The organism is Pseudomonas sp. CFBP 13727, assembly GCF_014841915.1.
Lineage (GTDB): Bacteria > Pseudomonadota > Gammaproteobacteria > Pseudomonadales > Pseudomonadaceae > Aquipseudomonas > Aquipseudomonas baltica.
Map to the genome: position 1 here is coordinate 1,098,356 of NZ_JACYUT010000001.1, position 15,972 is coordinate 1,114,327.

At 62.9% G+C, this 15,972-nt stretch carries 12 protein-coding genes; 5 read left to right on the forward strand and 7 right to left on the reverse strand.

The window, feature by feature from the left end; genetic code table 11:
* Window positions 1-93 precede the first annotated feature (93 nt).
* A complete protein-coding gene (locus tag IFT76_RS04860) occupies window positions 94-1,974 on the forward strand; it encodes a methyl-accepting chemotaxis protein (RefSeq protein ID WP_192057543.1) in 1,881 nt (626 codons plus the stop codon).
* A gap of 59 nt (window positions 1,975-2,033) precedes the next feature.
* On the opposite strand, the gene IFT76_RS04865 is transcribed toward IFT76_RS04860, so the two are convergent.
* Window positions 2,034-2,315, reverse strand: a complete 282-nt coding sequence (locus IFT76_RS04865; RefSeq protein WP_122479223.1) for a hypothetical protein — start codon at window positions 2,313-2,315, stop codon at window positions 2,034-2,036.
* 163 nt (window positions 2,316-2,478) lie between these two features.
* The gene (locus IFT76_RS04870; protein WP_244647861.1) at window positions 2,479-3,363 is read right to left on the reverse strand and encodes a hypothetical protein; all 885 of its coding nucleotides are present in this window, start codon (window positions 3,361-3,363) and stop codon (window positions 2,479-2,481) included.
* Between the two features lie 252 nt (window positions 3,364-3,615).
* Between IFT76_RS04870 and IFT76_RS04875 the strand changes: the two genes are divergently transcribed.
* Window positions 3,616-5,559 carry a methyl-accepting chemotaxis protein gene (locus tag IFT76_RS04875; protein WP_192057544.1) on the forward strand — a complete coding sequence of 648 codons (1,944 nt, stop codon included), beginning with the start codon at window positions 3,616-3,618 and terminating at the stop codon, window positions 5,557-5,559.
* A 155-nt stretch (window positions 5,560-5,714) separates the two neighbouring features.
* Here IFT76_RS04875 and IFT76_RS04880 read toward each other — a convergent pair whose 3' ends face one another.
* The 5 genes from IFT76_RS04880 to IFT76_RS04900 form a co-directional block, all read right to left on the reverse strand.
* On the reverse strand, window positions 5,715-8,045 hold the full coding sequence (locus tag IFT76_RS04880) for a TonB-dependent receptor (protein WP_244647893.1): 2,331 nt from the start codon (window positions 8,043-8,045) through the stop codon (window positions 5,715-5,717).
* Window positions 8,046-8,212: 167 nt separating this feature from the next.
* Complete coding sequence (locus IFT76_RS04885; RefSeq protein WP_185793893.1) at window positions 8,213-9,163, reverse strand: FecR domain-containing protein; 951 nt, start codon at window positions 9,161-9,163, stop codon at window positions 8,213-8,215.
* Window positions 9,157-9,669 (reverse strand): sigma-70 family RNA polymerase sigma factor, encoded by a 513-nt coding sequence (locus IFT76_RS04890; protein ID WP_122479226.1) that lies wholly within the window; start codon window positions 9,667-9,669, stop codon window positions 9,157-9,159. Before IFT76_RS04890 ends, IFT76_RS04885 begins: the two co-directional genes overlap by 7 nt.
* A gap of 437 nt (window positions 9,670-10,106) precedes the next feature.
* Window positions 10,107-11,300: a sugar transporter gene (locus tag IFT76_RS04895; RefSeq protein ID WP_274603793.1), complete on the reverse strand. Its 1,194-nt coding sequence runs from the start codon at window positions 11,298-11,300 to the stop codon at window positions 10,107-10,109.
* The gene (locus IFT76_RS04900; protein WP_192057546.1) at window positions 11,297-12,163 is read right to left on the reverse strand and encodes a carboxylate/amino acid/amine transporter; all 867 of its coding nucleotides are present in this window, start codon (window positions 12,161-12,163) and stop codon (window positions 11,297-11,299) included. Before IFT76_RS04900 ends, IFT76_RS04895 begins: the two co-directional genes overlap by 4 nt.
* Before the next feature lie 212 nt (window positions 12,164-12,375).
* Here IFT76_RS04900 and IFT76_RS04905 point away from each other — a divergent pair, with 212 nt between their 5' ends.
* From IFT76_RS04905 to IFT76_RS04915, 3 genes are all read left to right on the forward strand, one after another.
* Entirely contained in the window at window positions 12,376-13,317 is a 942-nt protein-coding gene (locus IFT76_RS04905) for a LysR family transcriptional regulator (RefSeq protein ID WP_192057547.1), read from the forward strand.
* 154 nt (window positions 13,318-13,471) lie between these two features.
* Complete coding sequence (locus tag IFT76_RS04910; RefSeq protein ID WP_122479230.1) at window positions 13,472-14,035, forward strand: peptidylprolyl isomerase; 564 nt, start codon at window positions 13,472-13,474, stop codon at window positions 14,033-14,035.
* Window positions 14,036-14,096: 61 nt separating this feature from the next.
* Window positions 14,097-15,926, forward strand: coding sequence for an ABC transporter ATP-binding protein (locus tag IFT76_RS04915; protein WP_122479715.1), 1,830 nt, complete (start codon window positions 14,097-14,099; stop codon window positions 15,924-15,926).
* The last annotated feature ends 46 nt before the right edge of the window (window positions 15,927-15,972 follow it).

Genomic DNA, 15,972 nt, shown 5'->3' on the forward strand with positions numbered 1-15,972 from the left:
GCCCCCAGTCCGACCTGCTGCCTGACAGCGCTGCCGCATCCCCAGCACGGCGCCTGGCTTTCGCCCCCTCATGCCCCGGAACCTCTAGCGTCCATGAACTTGAAATTCAGCCATAAAATCCTGATCGCCGGGTGCAGCATCGTCATCCTGGCGTTCGCACTGTTCACGCTCTACAACGACTACCTGCAGCGCAGCGCCATCCAGCAGAACCTCAGCGCATCGGTCAAGCAGTCGGGCGAGCTGACCGCCAGCAGCGTCAAGAACTGGCTCAGCGGCCGGATGCTGGTGATTGAAAACCTGCGCCAGAACATTGCCTATCAAGGCGATAAGGCGGACTACCCGGGCCTGCTGGACCAGCCCGTGATCACGACCAACTTTCAATTCACCTACATGGGTGTGGCCGACGGCACCTTCATCCAGCGGCCCGACACCAAGATGCCTGACGGGTACGATCCGCGTCAGCGGCCCTGGTACAAAGCTGCAGTGACAGCGGATCAAGTCATGCTGACGCCGCCCTATCTGGCATCGGTGGGTGGCCTGGTCGTCACGGTGGCAGCGCCCGTCAAACGCCAAGGTCAGTTGATGGGCGTAGTCGGCGGCGACTTGAGCCTCGACACATTGGTGCAGATCATCAATTCGGTGGATTTTGGCGGGATCGGCCAGGCGTTTCTCGTCAGCGCAGACGGTCAAGTGTTGGTGTCGCCGGACAAGGATCAGGTCATGAAAAACCTGAAAGACATCTACCCCGGCAGCACGCCGCGAATCGAGAAGAATCTGCAGGAGGTCACCCTCGATGGTCAGGCGAGACTGCTGTCGTTCACGCCGGTCACAGGGTTGCCTTCGGCGGATTGGTACGTGGGTCTGTCGATCGACAAGGACAAAGCCCACGCCCCACTGCGCCAGTTCCGTACGTCGGCCGTGATCGCCATGGTCGTTGCCGTTCTCGCCATTGCCTTGTTGCTGACCTTGCTCATCAAATTCTTAATGCGTCCACTGGTCACCATGGGCCGGGCAATGCGTGACATCGCGCAGGGCGAAGGCGATCTGACGCGTCGCCTGGTCGTTGAAAGCCGTGATGAATTCGGTGAACTCGGTACCTCGTTCAACCAGTTCGTCGAGCGCATCCATGCCTCCATCGGCGAGGTGTCGTCGGCTACCCGGGAAGTGCATGCATTGGCCCAACGGGTCATGCACTCTTCCAACCAGTCCATCGCAGGCTCCGACGAGCAAAGCGCCCGTACCGAAAGCGTTGCAGCTGCAATCAACGAGCTGGGTGCTGCCGCCCAAGAGATTGCACGCAACGCCGCGCAAGCGTCGCGTCAGGCCAGCGATGCCAGCGGTCAGGCCGACGACGGTCGCCAAGTGATGACGCGGACCATTGAGGCAATAAGCACGTTATCCGAGAAAATCAGCCTGTCGTGCGAGCAGATTGAAACCTTGAACGCGGGCACCGACAACATTGGCCACATCCTCGACGTGATCAAGGGTATATCCCAGCAAACCAATCTGTTGGCCTTGAACGCTGCCATCGAGGCGGCGCGGGCCGGTGAAGCGGGCCGTGGTTTTGCAGTCGTGGCCGATGAGGTGCGAAACCTGGCGCATCGCACCCAGGAGTCTGCAGAAGAGATTCACAAGATGATCACGGCGCTTCAGGTGGGTTCGCGCGAAGCGGTGGTGACCATGAATACCAGCCAGGCTTCCAGTCAGCAAAGCATGACGGTGGCCAACCAGGCCGGCGATCGTCTGGCCATCGTGACCCAGCGAATCGGCGAGATCGACGGCATGAACCAATCCGTTGCTGCCGCTACCGAGGAGCAGACTTCGGTGGTGGAGGCGCTGAATGTGGATATCAGTCAAATCAACATGCTGAATCAGCAGGGCGTGACCAACCTCACCGAAACCCTGCGAAATTGCGATGCGCTCTCCCAGCAGGCCAACCGTTTGAAGCAGTTGGTGGACAGCTTCAAGATCTAGTCATGCCCGCTGTGGCATTCAGGCCTGATGCTTGATGAATTGTGAAGAGGCGGAAAGGCTTACCCTTCCGACTTTTCCTTAGCTTCCTGCTCGGCTGCAGAGTGTCGGGTTTCGGATTTCTCGTCACCCTCCGTCATCCACGGCTTGGCGCTCTGCTGCGCCTTGTCGATCGTCTCGTTGATCTGCTTGGCCGATTCGCTGAAGGTGTCACGCGCTGCTTCGACCAGTTGCGTCTTGGAGGTTTCGATGACCTTGTTCGCCGCGGTTTCGGCCGCGTCACAGCCGGCAAGAAGGACGGTCAGCGCGACCATGGCCGGGTAAGCGATGAGTCTGGACTGCATGGAAACCTCTGGGAGGGATGGGAATGCGCCAGATCATACCGTTACAGGTTTTTGCCGAAGCAGGGATTCTGAATCAAGGTGTGTCCTGGTAGAGGCACCAGGCCCTGGCCCCGAAGCAGATTCATCTGTAGGAGCGGTCCGTGCCCCTGCCCACAGGTCATGGTCAGTACGCCATGGACAGGCTCATGGTCACCTGAGGGACCACGCTGTCGGTTTCGCCGCTCGGGCCGCTGAGTTCGCGCAAGGTGCCATCGCGGTAGATTGCCAGGGCCTCGGCGCGGGCGCTCCAGCGTGTTTCCCCCCACTTGAAGGGCTGCTCGAGCGCCAGCCCGCTGCGGGCATAGAGACGGTCGCCGGAATCGGGACCATAGAATCCATTCCAGCCGATACCGACCGTGCTGGGAAAACTCAAGCGCAGACCGGCATCGCTCAGGTCTACGCCCGGCTCCACGCTGCCTTGGGTATACAGGCCACTGTCCCCCTGCGTACGGCTGGTGACCGCCAAGCCTGGCCGCCATGCGCCAAACCCCGACTCAGCCTGGTAGGCCAGGGTGAAGCTCGCCTCCTGAGTGGTGTCGGCGACATCGTTCGGACTGGTCTTGACCGTGTAGACAAACCCCAGCCTCAACCCCTCGACGGGCGATATCACCAATCCCAGCAGGTTGTTGCTCTCGTACCAGCGCCGCGGGCTTACCCTTTCATCGCTCGATGGATCATGGAAACCGTTGCTGGTGCTGAACACCAGCCAGGCATTGGCACGACCGTCGACAGCCTGGTGCAGGTCGAGGGCAAAACCGGCCTGGGCATGCAATGGCACGCGACCCAGGCTCGCCGCGTCATCGTCATAGTTGCCGCGGGCGAAATCGCCATTGCGGACATCCACACTCAGTTGCGGGTGAAAGCGGCCTGATGCCTCGCCGATCTCGACACTGCCCAGTGCGGCATCTTCGGTATCGATGGAAGGCACGCTGCGCGGTGCCGCCACGCTTGGTTGGATGACTGCGACCAGCGCGAAGGCGAACAGTGGAAGACGAGATACGGTGGGCATGCGCGAACGCTCTGTCAGAAAAGTCACTGTGTAGACTCTGCACGACTGAAAAAGTACCGCGAGCTGCCTGCCAGCCCATCACCGTTTTGCGTGCCGAAGCGACCGCCTGTCCGTCGCCCGCCGGACGCGGTTCAGCTTGACCTTTCGTCGCCGATAGGTTGAAAGCGATGCGAAGAACAATTCCCGAGACTGCACGCAGCACACTGCCTTTCCTTCTGCCGACCAACACCTATAAAACCAGCGGAATACACCATGAACATCAAGCAAAAATTGACCTGGGGGTTCGCGATCATCGCCTGCCTGCCAGTGATCGTGGTCGCCGTGCTCGTCGTCTTCAACTTGCGCGAAGCTGCCAGGGCCGACTTCGTCGACAGCAGCGGGCGGGAGATCCGTCAGATCGACAATGGCATGAAGCAGTTCTTCGATGGCATCAGCCAGAACGTGGAGTACCTGGCCAAGGACCCACGTATCGTCGCCGCCACGGGTCTGAAGAATTACTCGGGCGCAGACGCCCCACAGATTCCCCTGACCGAAAACAACCAGCGTTTGCTGGAGATTTTCAACGGTTTCGCCAAAACCCATCCGAGCACCGCCTACCTGTCCCTGGGGCTCAGCGATGGCGGCTACGCCAGTTGGCCCAACGATCCGAAGATCGCCAACTACGACCCGCGCCAGCGCCCCTGGTACAAGGCGGCGATGGCCGCACCCGGCACCACCGTGCGCACGGACGCCTACTATTGGGCGGCCGATGATGTGTCGTTGATCGGTACGGTGCACAGCGTCACCGACGCTGCCGGCAAGGTGGTCGGCGTGGTGGGCCTGGATGTTTCGCTCAAGCAGATGACCGAACTGGTGAAAAACATCAAGCTGGGCAACAGTGGCTACCTGATGCTGATCGAAGCCAACGGCAACGTGTTGGTGGACCCCAGCGATGCACAGCACAACTTCAAGCCGCTGGCCGACCTGGGCGCCAACTACGCCGAGCTGGCCAGGCACGGCGACGGTTCGACCCAGGTCGAGATCGACGGCAAGGTGTACATGGCCAACATCGTCAGCTCGTCCGGGCTTGGCTGGCGCTTCATCGGCCTGATCGAGCGTGAAGAGGTGATGGCCCGGGCATCGAACCTGACCTGGCTGATCGCAGCCATCGCCGCAGCCCTTGCCGTGGTATTCGCCATCGTCGGTGCAAGCTTCGCCGGGGTCATCGTGCGGCCGATCCGGGGCGTCGCCAACGGCCTGCAGGAAATTGCCGAAGGCGAAGGCGACCTGACTCGTCAGCTGACGGTTCAGGGCAAGGACGAGACGGCGGCGTTGGCCGGGTGGTTCAACCAGTTCATCGGGATGATTTCGCAGCTGGTGCAACGTATCGGCACCGCATCGTCCGACCTGCAGGTGGCCGCCGCCGACACGCACGAGGTCGCGCGCAATATGGATGAAGTGGCTGGGCGCCAGCGCGAAGCGGTGGAGCTGGTCAGCACGGCGTTCAACGAAATGGTCGCGACGGCCAACGAAGTGGCGCGTTCCTGCGGCGAAGCGGCCACCAGCGCCGACAATGGCTACCAACAGGTCAGCGACGGTCAGCAGCGTATTGGCGAGGCAACCACCTGCGTGCTCAAACTGAGTTCGGAGCTGCAACAGTCGACCGAAACCATGCAGCTGCTGCAGCAGGACAGCAAGAACATCAACAGCATTCTGGACACCATTCGCTCCATCGCCGAGCAGACCAATCTGCTGGCGCTAAACGCCGCCATCGAGGCGGCGCGGGCCGGAGACCAGGGGCGTGGTTTTGCCGTGGTCGCCGACGAGGTGCGGGCGCTGGCCCGTCGTACCGCCGACTCGACCGGGGAAATCGACGGCCTGTTGGGCAATCTCGCTCGTCGTACCCAGGTCATCACCCAGCAGATGCAGGGGAGCCTGCAGGTGTCCCAGGACAGCGTCGAATGCATCCAGCAGGCGCGGGATAGCTTCGACAAGATTCGGACTTCGGTTGATTCGATCCGTGATCAGAACAACCAGATCGCCACGGCGGCAGAGGAGCAGCACCAGGTGGCCGAAGAAATCAACCGGCACATCGCGCAGATCCATGCCGATGCTCAGTTGGTCGAAGAGTACGCGCACACGGCACAATCGGGATCGGGGCGGCTGACAGACATTTCCGGACATCTGAAAGGGTTGGTCGGACGCTTCAAGGTTTAAGCCGATACACCGCAGTGTCTTTTTCGCGGGCAGAGCCCGCTCCCACAGGGTCCCGCTTCAACCTGTGGGAGCGGGCTCTGCCCGCGAAGGCTTCATCGCATACCGTCTGACACACCACAGCGCCCGCTCCCACAGATGGCTGGTCCCACGGACAGTCAGAAGCCAACCGTGGCGGAGACCAGGTAGGTTCTCGGGGTGGCCAAGGTCAACCCCGGCTCGCTATCGTCCGAAGCGCCAGCCGACGCCCAGTAGCGCTTGTCCAGCACGTTCTCGACATTGGCGCGCAGCGTGACGGCCTTGCCCTGCACCTTGAACGCGTACCGCGCACCCACGTCGAATCGCTCCCAACTGTCGATTTCCTTGCTGTTGGCTTGATCCAGGTACTGCGCGCTGGAGTAGATCCCGCGTCCACTGAGCGTCAACCCTGGCAAGGCCGGCACGTCCCACTCTGCACCCAGGTTGACATTGAGCTCGGGCGTGGCGGGTGCACGGTTGCCATCGAAGGCGCCTGCAGTGGTACCGCTCAGCTCGCTGTCGATGTACATCACCCCGCCCAGCAGGCGCACGCCAGCAAGCGGCTCACCAAACACGCTCAATTCCACGCCGTTGTTTTCGCGCTTGCCATTGGGCCCGAAGGTGCGGGTGACGGTGTTGGTTTCGTACGCCGGCTGCTTGATACGAAACGCGGCCGCGGTGATAGCCAGGCTGCCCAGATCGTACTTGGCACCCACCTCCACCTGGCGGCTGATGAAAGGCGGGAAAATCTCGTCCTCGTTGATCGAGGTGGAAGGCGCGATCTTGCCCTGGCTCAGGCCTTCCAGATAGTTGGCATACAGCGACAGCTCGTCGGTGAGTTTGTAGAGCACGCCTGCCGAAGGCGAAAACTTCTCCTCGTCGTAGCCCGTATCGCCTTTCACCCCATCGCTCCAGTCATCGACCTTGACCCGCTGCCAGCGCCCGCCCAGGGTCAGCAGCAAGCGGTCGTCGAAGAAGCCGAGGGTGTCGGACAGCGCCACGCCGTCGAACCTGTTCTCGGTATAGACCTTCGCGTCCTGCCGCGTGGGATTGTTCGGAGTCGGCGTCGCTATCGGGTTGTAAAGGTTGCTGCGCCCCCTGGCGTACCGCGCGCCGCCATTGGTGAAGTCCATGTAGAAATGACTGGCGGCCAGATTCACTTCATGACTGACCGGGCCGGTCTGGAACCAGTTGCGCACGCCCACCGTGGCCGTGCGCACGCTCTCGTCGCGGGTGAAGTCGCGGGGCAGTACCTCGAAGTCACCGGCATCGTTGGTGACGGACACGTTGTGCCGGAGGAAATCGTGGTTGCTTTCCCGTGCACCGATGCTGCCGTACAGCAGGGTCGAATCATTCAAATCGTATTCGCCATTGAACGCCCCGAACGTATCCTCGGTACGCGCCTTGCTCCAGCGTTGCGCATAGTTGTCGCGAACGTGGTTGGCGCCCGGCACGCGCGCGTTGACACCGACCTGGACGCGCTCCTGCGGCGCATCGGTATCACGTTCGGTATGCCCCAGGTCGGTGGAAAGCCGCAGGCGCTCGCCGCGAAAATCCAACCCGATCGCGGCCATCTCGCGGTCCACGCTCTGCTGGTCCCACGTGGTATCACCTGCTTGCTTCACCGCATTGAGGCGGACACCAAAGCGCTGATCTTCACCAAAGCGGCGGCCGACATCCACCGCGCCGCCGGCCTGGCTGTCGGAAGCGTAGCTGGCGGTGAACTCGTTGATCGGCGTATCGGTGGCACGCTTGGGCACCACGTTGATGCCGCCACCGACACTGCCCCGCGGGGAAATGCCATTGATCAACTGACTGGGCCCACGGAGGATGTCCACTCGGTCGGCCATTTCCATGTCGATGGAATACGTGGGCAGTATTCCGTACAACCCGTTGTAGGACACATCGCTGTTGAACAGGCTGAAGCCACGAATGGTGAACTGTTCGAAACGCCCGCCTGCCGGGTTGGTGGTACGCACTGCCGGGTCGCTGGCGACCAGATCGCCCAGGGTGCGGGCCTGCTGGTTCTTGCTGGTCTCGCTGGTGTAGCTGGTCATGCTGAACGGCGTGTCCATGAAGTCTCGCACACCCAAAAGGCCTTGCGAGCCACGCCGCGCCACCTGTCCACCGGCATACGGCTCGCCTGCAAGGCTGCCTTGCGCGGCACCGGTCACCGTGGTGGGGGTGATCTCCACGACGTCTGCCCCTTGGGGCGCAGCTACCAGGATATAGGCATTCTGCCCTACCGCCTGCAGACGCAGACCGCTACCGGCCAGCAACTGGGCGAAACCGCTTTCGACGCTGTACTCACCGGCCAGCCCGGCGCTGCGCCGACCGTCGACCAACGCGGGGGCGACCGACAGGCTGACACCGGCCTGGCTGGCAAAGCGTGTCAACGAAGCAGCGAGATCGCCCTGCGGCACGCTGTAGACGCGAGCGCTACCTTCGGCAAGGGCCATTTGCAACGGCATCGGCGCCAGGCCGAGCAGCACGCTGAGATGCAGCGCACGAGCATAGTGGGTCGGTGGCTTGCGGGTGGACCGGGGAAACGAACGAGGGGGCCGTGCGGGCATGGCTGAAGGCTCTTTGAGTGTGCTTACCTTTCCATGACAAGCGAGCGCGCAAAAGGGGACAGGCGCTACGCGGATTTTTCCTGGGGCACCAGGGTGGCCCAATAGCGCGTGCGCCACTGCACGCGCAGCTGCAGGCTGACCGCCAACAGATTCAATACCTGATCCGGCTCGTCCAGGCGAAAACTGCCGGTCACGCGCAAGGCGTCCAGTTCGGGCTGCCAGCGCAGAATGCCGGGGCGATAACGGTCCAGCTCGCGCAGAAACTCCCCCAGGGGCTGGTTGAGGGCAACGATCACGCCTTCGCGCCAACCCGGTTGGCGAGGATCGAAACCGGTGATCGGACCAGGCCCTGCGTCGGATAACTGTATACGTTGCCCCGCGCGCAAGGTAAGCGCGGCAAAGCCTGTGGGGCGAACCTCTGCCTGCCCGGCAAGCACCGACAGCCGACAGACGCCGCTGCCCTCGCGGACGTTGATCTCACCCTGGTCGAGCCTCACGTCGGTGAGCGCCGTGCGGATGTGGAACGGCGTGGCGTCGGCCAGGCGCAACATGATTTCTCCGCGCCGCAGCCTGAGTTGCCGTTTTTCGGCATCGATATCGACCGCCGTCGAGGTATTGATATGCAACACGCTGCCATCGGCCAGTGTCAGTCGGCGCCGCTCGCCAGTCCCGGTGGCCTCATCGGCGCGCCAGGCGTCGAGGGGCAGCTCGCGCGCGAGCCACCAGCCGGCGGGGGCCACTACGGCTACGCCCAGCAAGCCCTTGAGCATGTCGCGACGGCCTGGCGCCGGACGATCCAGGCTGGCCATGGCCAGCGCTGGCGGCAGGATCTGAAAGCGGCCCTTGAGCGCCGATACCCGCCGCCAGGCCGACTCGTGGGCGTCGCTGGCTTCACGCCAGCGTTGCAGGCGGGCAAGATCCTGCTCGCTGACCGCGCCGGACTCGATGCACACCCACCAGCGTGCCGCCGACCGGGCAACCCGACGTGCTTCGTCGCTCGGCTCGGGGCTCAGCACAGCTCGGCCAGCAGGCAGTGCTCGTAGGCCTGCGCCATGTAGCGCTTGACGCTGCGCTCGCTGACCTGCAACCGTTCGGCGATTTCCCGGTACCCCAGCCCCTCCAGCTGGCTGAGCAGAAAGGCGCGGCGAACTGCGGTGGGCAGGCCATCGAGCAGCTGATCCAGGGCGTGCAGGGTTTCCAGCACCTGCCAGCGCTGTTCCGGCGAAGGCGCGACGTCTGCAGGCAGCGTGGCGAGCGCATCCAGATAAGCTTGCTCCAGGCTGCGCCGTTTGTAGAAGTTCACCAGCAGACGTTTGCCGACGGTCTTGAGATAGGCGCGAGGCTCCTGCAGGTCAGCCACCGACTGAGGGCTGGCCAGCACCCGGACAAACGTATCCTGGCTAAGGTCCGCCGCATCCCAGGCACTGCCCAGCCGGCGGCTGAGCCACTGCTCCAGCCAGCTGCGATTGTCGCGGTAGAGCGTTTCGAACGCCCGAACGTCCGCCCCCGCAAGATCGACCATCATCGGCACCTGTCAGATGTAAATGAGATCGATTGTATTTTAAAAAGGGTTGCAAGCGGAACCGTTAGTTACGCCCTCGATGCTGCATCCGACCAGCACGCGGTCACCCAGGCAAACCGCATGCGCCGCCGACGCGGCTCGCGCCGCTGCTACAGGGACCGCGTTGCCCTGTATCGGGCCTCAACGCGTTACCCCAGAAACACCGCATTCCCCTGCATCCGGCCTTAACGCGTTCCCCCGACCCCCCGCATTCCCCTGTATCGCGCCTCAACGCGTTACCCCAGAAACACCGCATTCCCCTGCATCCGGCCTTAACGCGTTCCCCCGACCCCCGCATTCCCCTGTATCGCGCCTCAACGCGTTACCCCAGAAACACCGCATTCCCCTGTAGCAGCGGCGCAAGCCGCGTCCGGGATCGGCGAGGTGTTGCAGACCGGTCAACCCGAGGCGGGTGCCGAATGACCACGCCGATACGTCGTGTGCCAGCACAGCAGCAAGCCCGCCCCCGCCATCAGCGCACCGACGCTGCCGATGTTCGCCACCCCCAACTGGGTGATCACCACACTACCCAGCAGCGCCCCACCGCCAATGCCGACATTATAGATGCCCGAATGCAGCGCCATGGCCACGTCCGTGGCATCCGGCGCCAGCTCGAGCACCTTGGACTGCATCGCCAGGCTGAAGCACATGATCGATATGCCCCAGACCACGCTCACCACACTCAGGTAGGTGGCGTGGCGCGCCAGCGGCAACAGCAGCATCAGGCACAGGCCCAGCAGGGCGATCGACACCACCATGAAGCTACGCGGATAACGGCCGCTGTAGCGGCTGAATACCAGGGAGCCGATCACCCCCGCGCCGCCGAACAGCAGCAGCAAGGTCGTGGTCATCTCCCCGCTCATGCGTGCCGCCGCCTGCACGAACGGTTCGATGTAGCTGTAGGCCGTGTACTGCGCAGTGATCACCAGCGCCGTGGTTACATACAGCGCGACCAGCACCGGGCGCTTGAGCAACATGGGCAGGCTGCGCAGCGAACCGGAGTTCTGGCTCGGCAGCGCCGGCAGGCTTTTCGCCAGCCACAGCCCCACCGCCGTCGCCACCACACCGATTCCGACGAACGTGGTGCGCCATCCCAGCGCCTCGCCCACCACCCGCCCCAGCGGTACGCCCAGCACCATGGCCAGGCACGTCCCGGTGGCCAACAACCCCAACGCCTGGGTGTGCTTGCCCGGTGGCGCCAGCCGCACCGCCAGCGATGCCGTGATCGACCAGAACAGGGCGTGGGCAAAGGCGATACCGATGCGACTGGCCAGCAACACTGCGTAGCTCCAGGCGACACTGGACACCACATGGCTGACCACGAACAGCATGAACACCCCGATCAGCAACCGGCGACGTTCGACGTTGCGCGTGAGCAACATGATCGGCAACGACATCAGCGACACCACCCAGGCATACACCGTCAACATCAGCCCCACCTGCGACGTTGGCATGGCGAAGCTCTGACCGATGGACGTCAGCAGCCCGACCGGCGCGAACTCCGTGGTATTGAAGATGAACGCCGCCAGTGCCAGCGCGATGACGCTGGACCAGTTGCGTGTGGACGTTTCTGTGGATCCTGTTTTCATCATGCTCGCACCTTGCTGTCACGCACGCCCAGACGGCTCAACCACACCGAGAAAAGGATCACACCGCCACCCAGGAACAGCCGTCCCAGTGGTTCGTCCTGGTTCCAGATCAGCAGGTTGAGCAGCAGACCGACCGGTACGTGGAGGTTGTTCATCACCGCCAGCGTCGCCCCCGGCACAAGGCTTGCGCCCTTGTTCCACCAATACATGCCGAGCGCCGTCGACACCAGCCCGAGAAACGCCAGCACGCCCCATTGCAAGGGCGCCTGCGGCAGGTGGTCGGGGTTGCCGAACAGCAGGAATGCCGGAAGTACCACCAGCAAGGCGCCGACATAGAAATAGCCGAAGCGGCGGTATTGCGGCTGATCGCTGGGGTGGCGCGCGAGCAGATGCTTGTACAGCACCTGACCGGCAGCATAGGTGAAGTTGGCCACCTGCAACAGCAGGAAACCGATGAAGAAGTCCGGGCTGACGCGGTCGAAGCGGATCACGGCGGCACCTGCCACCGCGACCAGGGCCGCTACCAGCGCCCAACGGTTGAAACGGCGATTCAGCGCATCCTCGATCAAGGTCACGTGCACCGGCGTCAGAATGGTGAACAGCAGCACTTCCGGCACGCTCAGCACGCGAAAACTGAGGTACAGGCACACGTAGGTAATGCCGAACTGCAGCGCGCCGATCAGCAGCATGGCGCGCACAAAGCGCGGTTCGACCTGGCGCCAGCGGGTGAGCGGCAGGAACACCAGCCCGGCGAGCAGGACCCGCGCGAGGACGGCAAAATAGCTGTCGACATGACCGGCGAGGTATTCGCCGATGAGGCTGAAAGAGAAGGCCTGGATGAGGGTGACGATCAGAAGGTATTGCATGGTGCGCCCCGAATTTGCGAGGCGCGGACCTTAGCGCATCTGGGGCAGGTCAGGCCAGTGAAGCCAGCGTGGGATCGATGGAAGACCCCTGGATACCTGCTACGACCCATCAAATAAGTTGTCTTGTCCGATCATTCCTCTACCCTGTGGCGCATCGGGACGGATCGCTGCACCCTCGGGCGGGCGGTGCGCACAAGACACAGGAGTCGAAGATGAAAGCGCCGCGCGTCACCCTTGATCAATGGCGAACCCTGCAGGCCGTGGTCGACCATGGCGGCTTCGCCCAGGCGGCCGAAGCCCTGCACCGCTCGCAGTCTTCGATCAGCTACACCGTGGCCCGCATGCAGGACCAGCTCGGGGTACCGCTGCTGCGCATCGACGGGCGCAAGGCGGTGCTCACCGACGCCGGTGGCGTGCTGCTGCGCCGTTCCCGGCAACTGGTCAAGCAGGCCAGCCAGCTGGAAGACCTTGCGCACCACATGGAACAGGGCTGGGAAGCCGAAGTCCGCCTGGTGGTCGACGCGGCCTACCCCAACGCGCGGCTGATTCGTGCCCTGACCGCGTTCATGCCGCAGAGCCGCGGCTGCCGAGTGCGGCTGCGCGAGGAAGTGCTGTCGGGGGTCGAGGAAGTGCTGCAGGAAGGCGTCGCCGACCTGGCGATCAGCAGCTACAGCATTCCGGGCTACCTGGGCGCCGAAATGAGCGCCATCGAATTCATTGCCGTCGCGCACCCCGAACATGCCCTGCTGGCCATGGGCCGGGCGCTGAGCGTGCAGGACCTGCACGGCCACATGCAGGTGGTGATCCGTGACTCGGGGCGCCAGCAACCGCGCGACGTCGGCTGGCTGGGCGCAGAGCAGCGCTGGACCGTCGGCAGCCTGGCCACCGCCGCCAGCTTCGTTGGCAGTGGCCTGGGCTTTGCCTGGTTGCCCCGGCACATGATCGAACGCGAGCTGCGCGAGGGCACCCTCGCCGCCTTGCCTCTGGAACAGGGCGGCAGTCGGCACCCCACGTTCTATCTGTATTCGAACAAGGACAAGCCGCTGGGTCCGGCCACGCAGATTCTCGTCGAACTGCTGCGCACTTTCGATACCGCCCCGCTGGACGTGCCGATCCTGGCGCTGGAGCAGATGGTGCTGGATCAGGGCGCCTGACCCCCTCGTTCTGCGAACATTCGGTAACATTGATTTTTCCACTGCGGCTCGCCGTGGCCGTCCTTTGGCGGCACGCTTGCCACACATTGCCCCGAACGCTTGCGCCGCTTTTGGCTCAAAGCATTTGCCTCCCCTTTTCAAGGACTTCACACCCATGCTGAAAAAAATCCTTCTGGCCGCCTGTTCCCTGTCCCTGGCGGGCCACCTGATGGCCGCCGACGCCCAGCACCCTCACGTGTTGCTCGACACCAGCATGGGCCCGATCGAAGTCGAGCTGGACGCAGCCAAGGCACCGATCAGCACCGCCAACTTCCTTGCCTACGTCGACAAGGGCCACTACAACAACACCGTGTTCCACCGCGTGATTCCGGGTTTCATGGTCCAGGCTGGCGGCTTCACCGCAGACATGCGTGAGAAGGCAACCCAGGGTCCGATCAAGAACGAAGCCGACAACGGTTTGCACAACGTCCGGGGAACCCTCGCGATGGCTCGCACTCAAGTAAAGGACTCGGCCACCAGCCAGTTCTTCATCAACCAGAAGGACAACGACTTCCTCGACCATGGTGGCCGTGATTTTGGCTATGCAGTCTTCGGCAAGGTGGTCAAGGGCATGGAAGTGGTCGACCAGATCGCCAACGTGCCGACCACGACCTCACGCGGCATGCAGAACGTGCCCAGTGATCCGGTGATGATCAAGTCGGCGAAACGCGTGGACTGATTCGCACGCCACGTCGGCCCCGGCCAGGACCGTCAACCCGCATAGGAGAGCACGCTTGAGCATTTATCGCCGCTTCGAACAATGGATCGATATCTTCCGCGAAGCGCCTACGGAAACGCCCCCCAACAAAGTCCTGGCCTTCTACATCTACTACCTCAAGCAGGTGTGGCCCAGCTTCGCCACCCTGTTGGTGGTGGGCTTGATCGGTGCATTGATCGAAGTCGCACTGTTCCGCTACCTCAGTCGCATCATCGACATGGCCCAAGGCACGCCCAACGTGCACTTCTTCAGCGACAACGCGCTGGAGCTGACCTGGATGGTGGTGGTGGCGCTGGTGTTCAGGCCTATCTTCATCGGCCTGCATGATCTTCTGGTGCACCAGGCGATCAGTCCCGGCATGACCAGCCTGATTCGCTGGCAGAACCACAACTATGTGCTCAAGCAGAGCATGAATTTCTTTCACAGCGACTTCGCCGGGCGCATTGCCCAACGCATCATGCAGACCGGCAACTCGTTGCGCGATTCGGCGGTCGCCGCAGTCGACGCCCTGTGGCACGTACTGATCTACGCGATCAGCGCCCTGGTGCTGTTCGCCGAGGCCGACTGGCGGCTGATGATCCCGCTGATCCTGTGGATCGTCGCCTATGTGATCGCGCTTTATTACTTCGTTCCAAGGGTCAAGGAACGCTCGGTAGTGTCTTCGGACGCACGCTCGAAACTGATGGGCCGCATCGTCGACGGTTACTCCAACATTGCCACGCTCAAGCTGTTCGCCCATACCAGCATGGAGCAGCAGTACGCGCGTGATGCGATCAGCGAGCAGACCGAGAAAACCCAACTGGCAAGCCGCGTGATCACCGCCATGGACTTCGCCATCACCACCATAAACGGCCTGTTGATCGTCGCCACCACGGGGTTGGCGCTGTGGCTGTGGACGCAGTCGCTCATCTCGGTGGGCGCGATTGCCCTGGCCACCGGCCTGGTCATCCGTATCGTCAACATGTCCGGTTGGATCATGTGGGTGGTCAACGGTATCTTCGAAAACATCGGCATGGTGCAGGATGGCCTGCAGACCATCGCCCAGCCCGTCAGCGTGACCGACAAGAAAGGGGCTCCACGGCTCAAGGTCGACCGCGGCAACGTGCGCTTCGAAGACGTGCACTTCCATTACCCCAAGGGCGACAGCATCATCGAGGGTCTGACCCTGGATATCCGTCCGGGTGAAAAGATCGGCCTGATCGGCCCCTCAGGGGCGGGTAAATCCACGTTGGTCAACCTGCTGCTGCGGCTGTACGACCTGCCCAGCGGCCGCATCCTGATCGACGGCCAGGACATTGCCGAGGTGACCCAGGAGAGCCTGCGTGAGCAGATCGGCCTGATCACTCAGGACACCTCGCTGCTGCACCGCTCGATCCTCGACAACCTGCGTTACGGCAAGCCCAATGCTACCGAGGAGCAGGTCTGGGAAGCGGTACGCAAAGCCCGCGCCGATGACTTCCTGCCGCTGCTGTCCGACAGCGAAGGCCGCCGTGGTTTCGACGCCCATGTGGGTGAACGCGGCGTGAAGCTCTCCGGCGGCCAGCGCCAGCGCATCTCGATCGCCCGTGTCCTGCTGAAGAACGCGCCGATCCTGATCATGGACGAAGCGACTTCGGCGCTCGATTCCGAAGTCGAAGCGGCGATTCAGGAAAGCCTGGAAACTTTGATGAAAGGCAAGACCGTGATTGCAATTGCTCACCGCCTGTCCACCATCGCCAAAATGGATCGCCTGGTGGTGCTGCAGAAAGGCAAGGTGGTCGAAATCGGCAGCCATACCGAGCTACTGGCGCAACGCGGCCTGTACGCAAGGCTGTGGCATCACCAGACCGGCGGTTTCGTAGGCATGGACTAAAATCCCCCCGTGGGAGCGGGCTATGCCCGCGAAAGGCAACACTGCG

Coding starts and splice junctions, on each gene's coding strand:
- IFT76_RS04890 (WP_122479226.1), bottom strand. CDS start 9,669: ATGGTCGATCTTGCGGGGGCGGACGTTCGGGCGTTCGAAACGCTCTAC.
- IFT76_RS04900 (WP_192057546.1), bottom strand. CDS start 12,163: ATGCAATACCTTCTGATCGTCACCCTCATCCAGGCCTTCTCTTTCAGC.
- IFT76_RS04860 (WP_192057543.1), top strand. CDS start 94: ATGAACTTGAAATTCAGCCATAAAATCCTGATCGCCGGGTGCAGCATC.
- IFT76_RS04895 (WP_274603793.1), bottom strand. CDS start 11,300: ATGATGAAAACAGGATCCACAGAAACGTCCACACGCAACTGGTCCAGC.
- IFT76_RS04910 (WP_122479230.1), top strand. CDS start 13,472: ATGCTGAAAAAAATCCTTCTGGCCGCCTGTTCCCTGTCCCTGGCGGGC.
- IFT76_RS04870 (WP_244647861.1), bottom strand. CDS start 3,363: ATGCCCACCGTATCTCGTCTTCCACTGTTCGCCTTCGCGCTGGTCGCA.
- IFT76_RS04880 (WP_244647893.1), bottom strand. CDS start 8,045: ATGCCGTTGCAAATGGCCCTTGCCGAAGGTAGCGCTCGCGTCTACAGC.
- IFT76_RS04905 (WP_192057547.1), top strand. CDS start 12,376: ATGAAAGCGCCGCGCGTCACCCTTGATCAATGGCGAACCCTGCAGGCC.
- IFT76_RS04865 (WP_122479223.1), bottom strand. CDS start 2,315: ATGCAGTCCAGACTCATCGCTTACCCGGCCATGGTCGCGCTGACCGTC.
- IFT76_RS04875 (WP_192057544.1), top strand. CDS start 3,616: ATGAACATCAAGCAAAAATTGACCTGGGGGTTCGCGATCATCGCCTGC.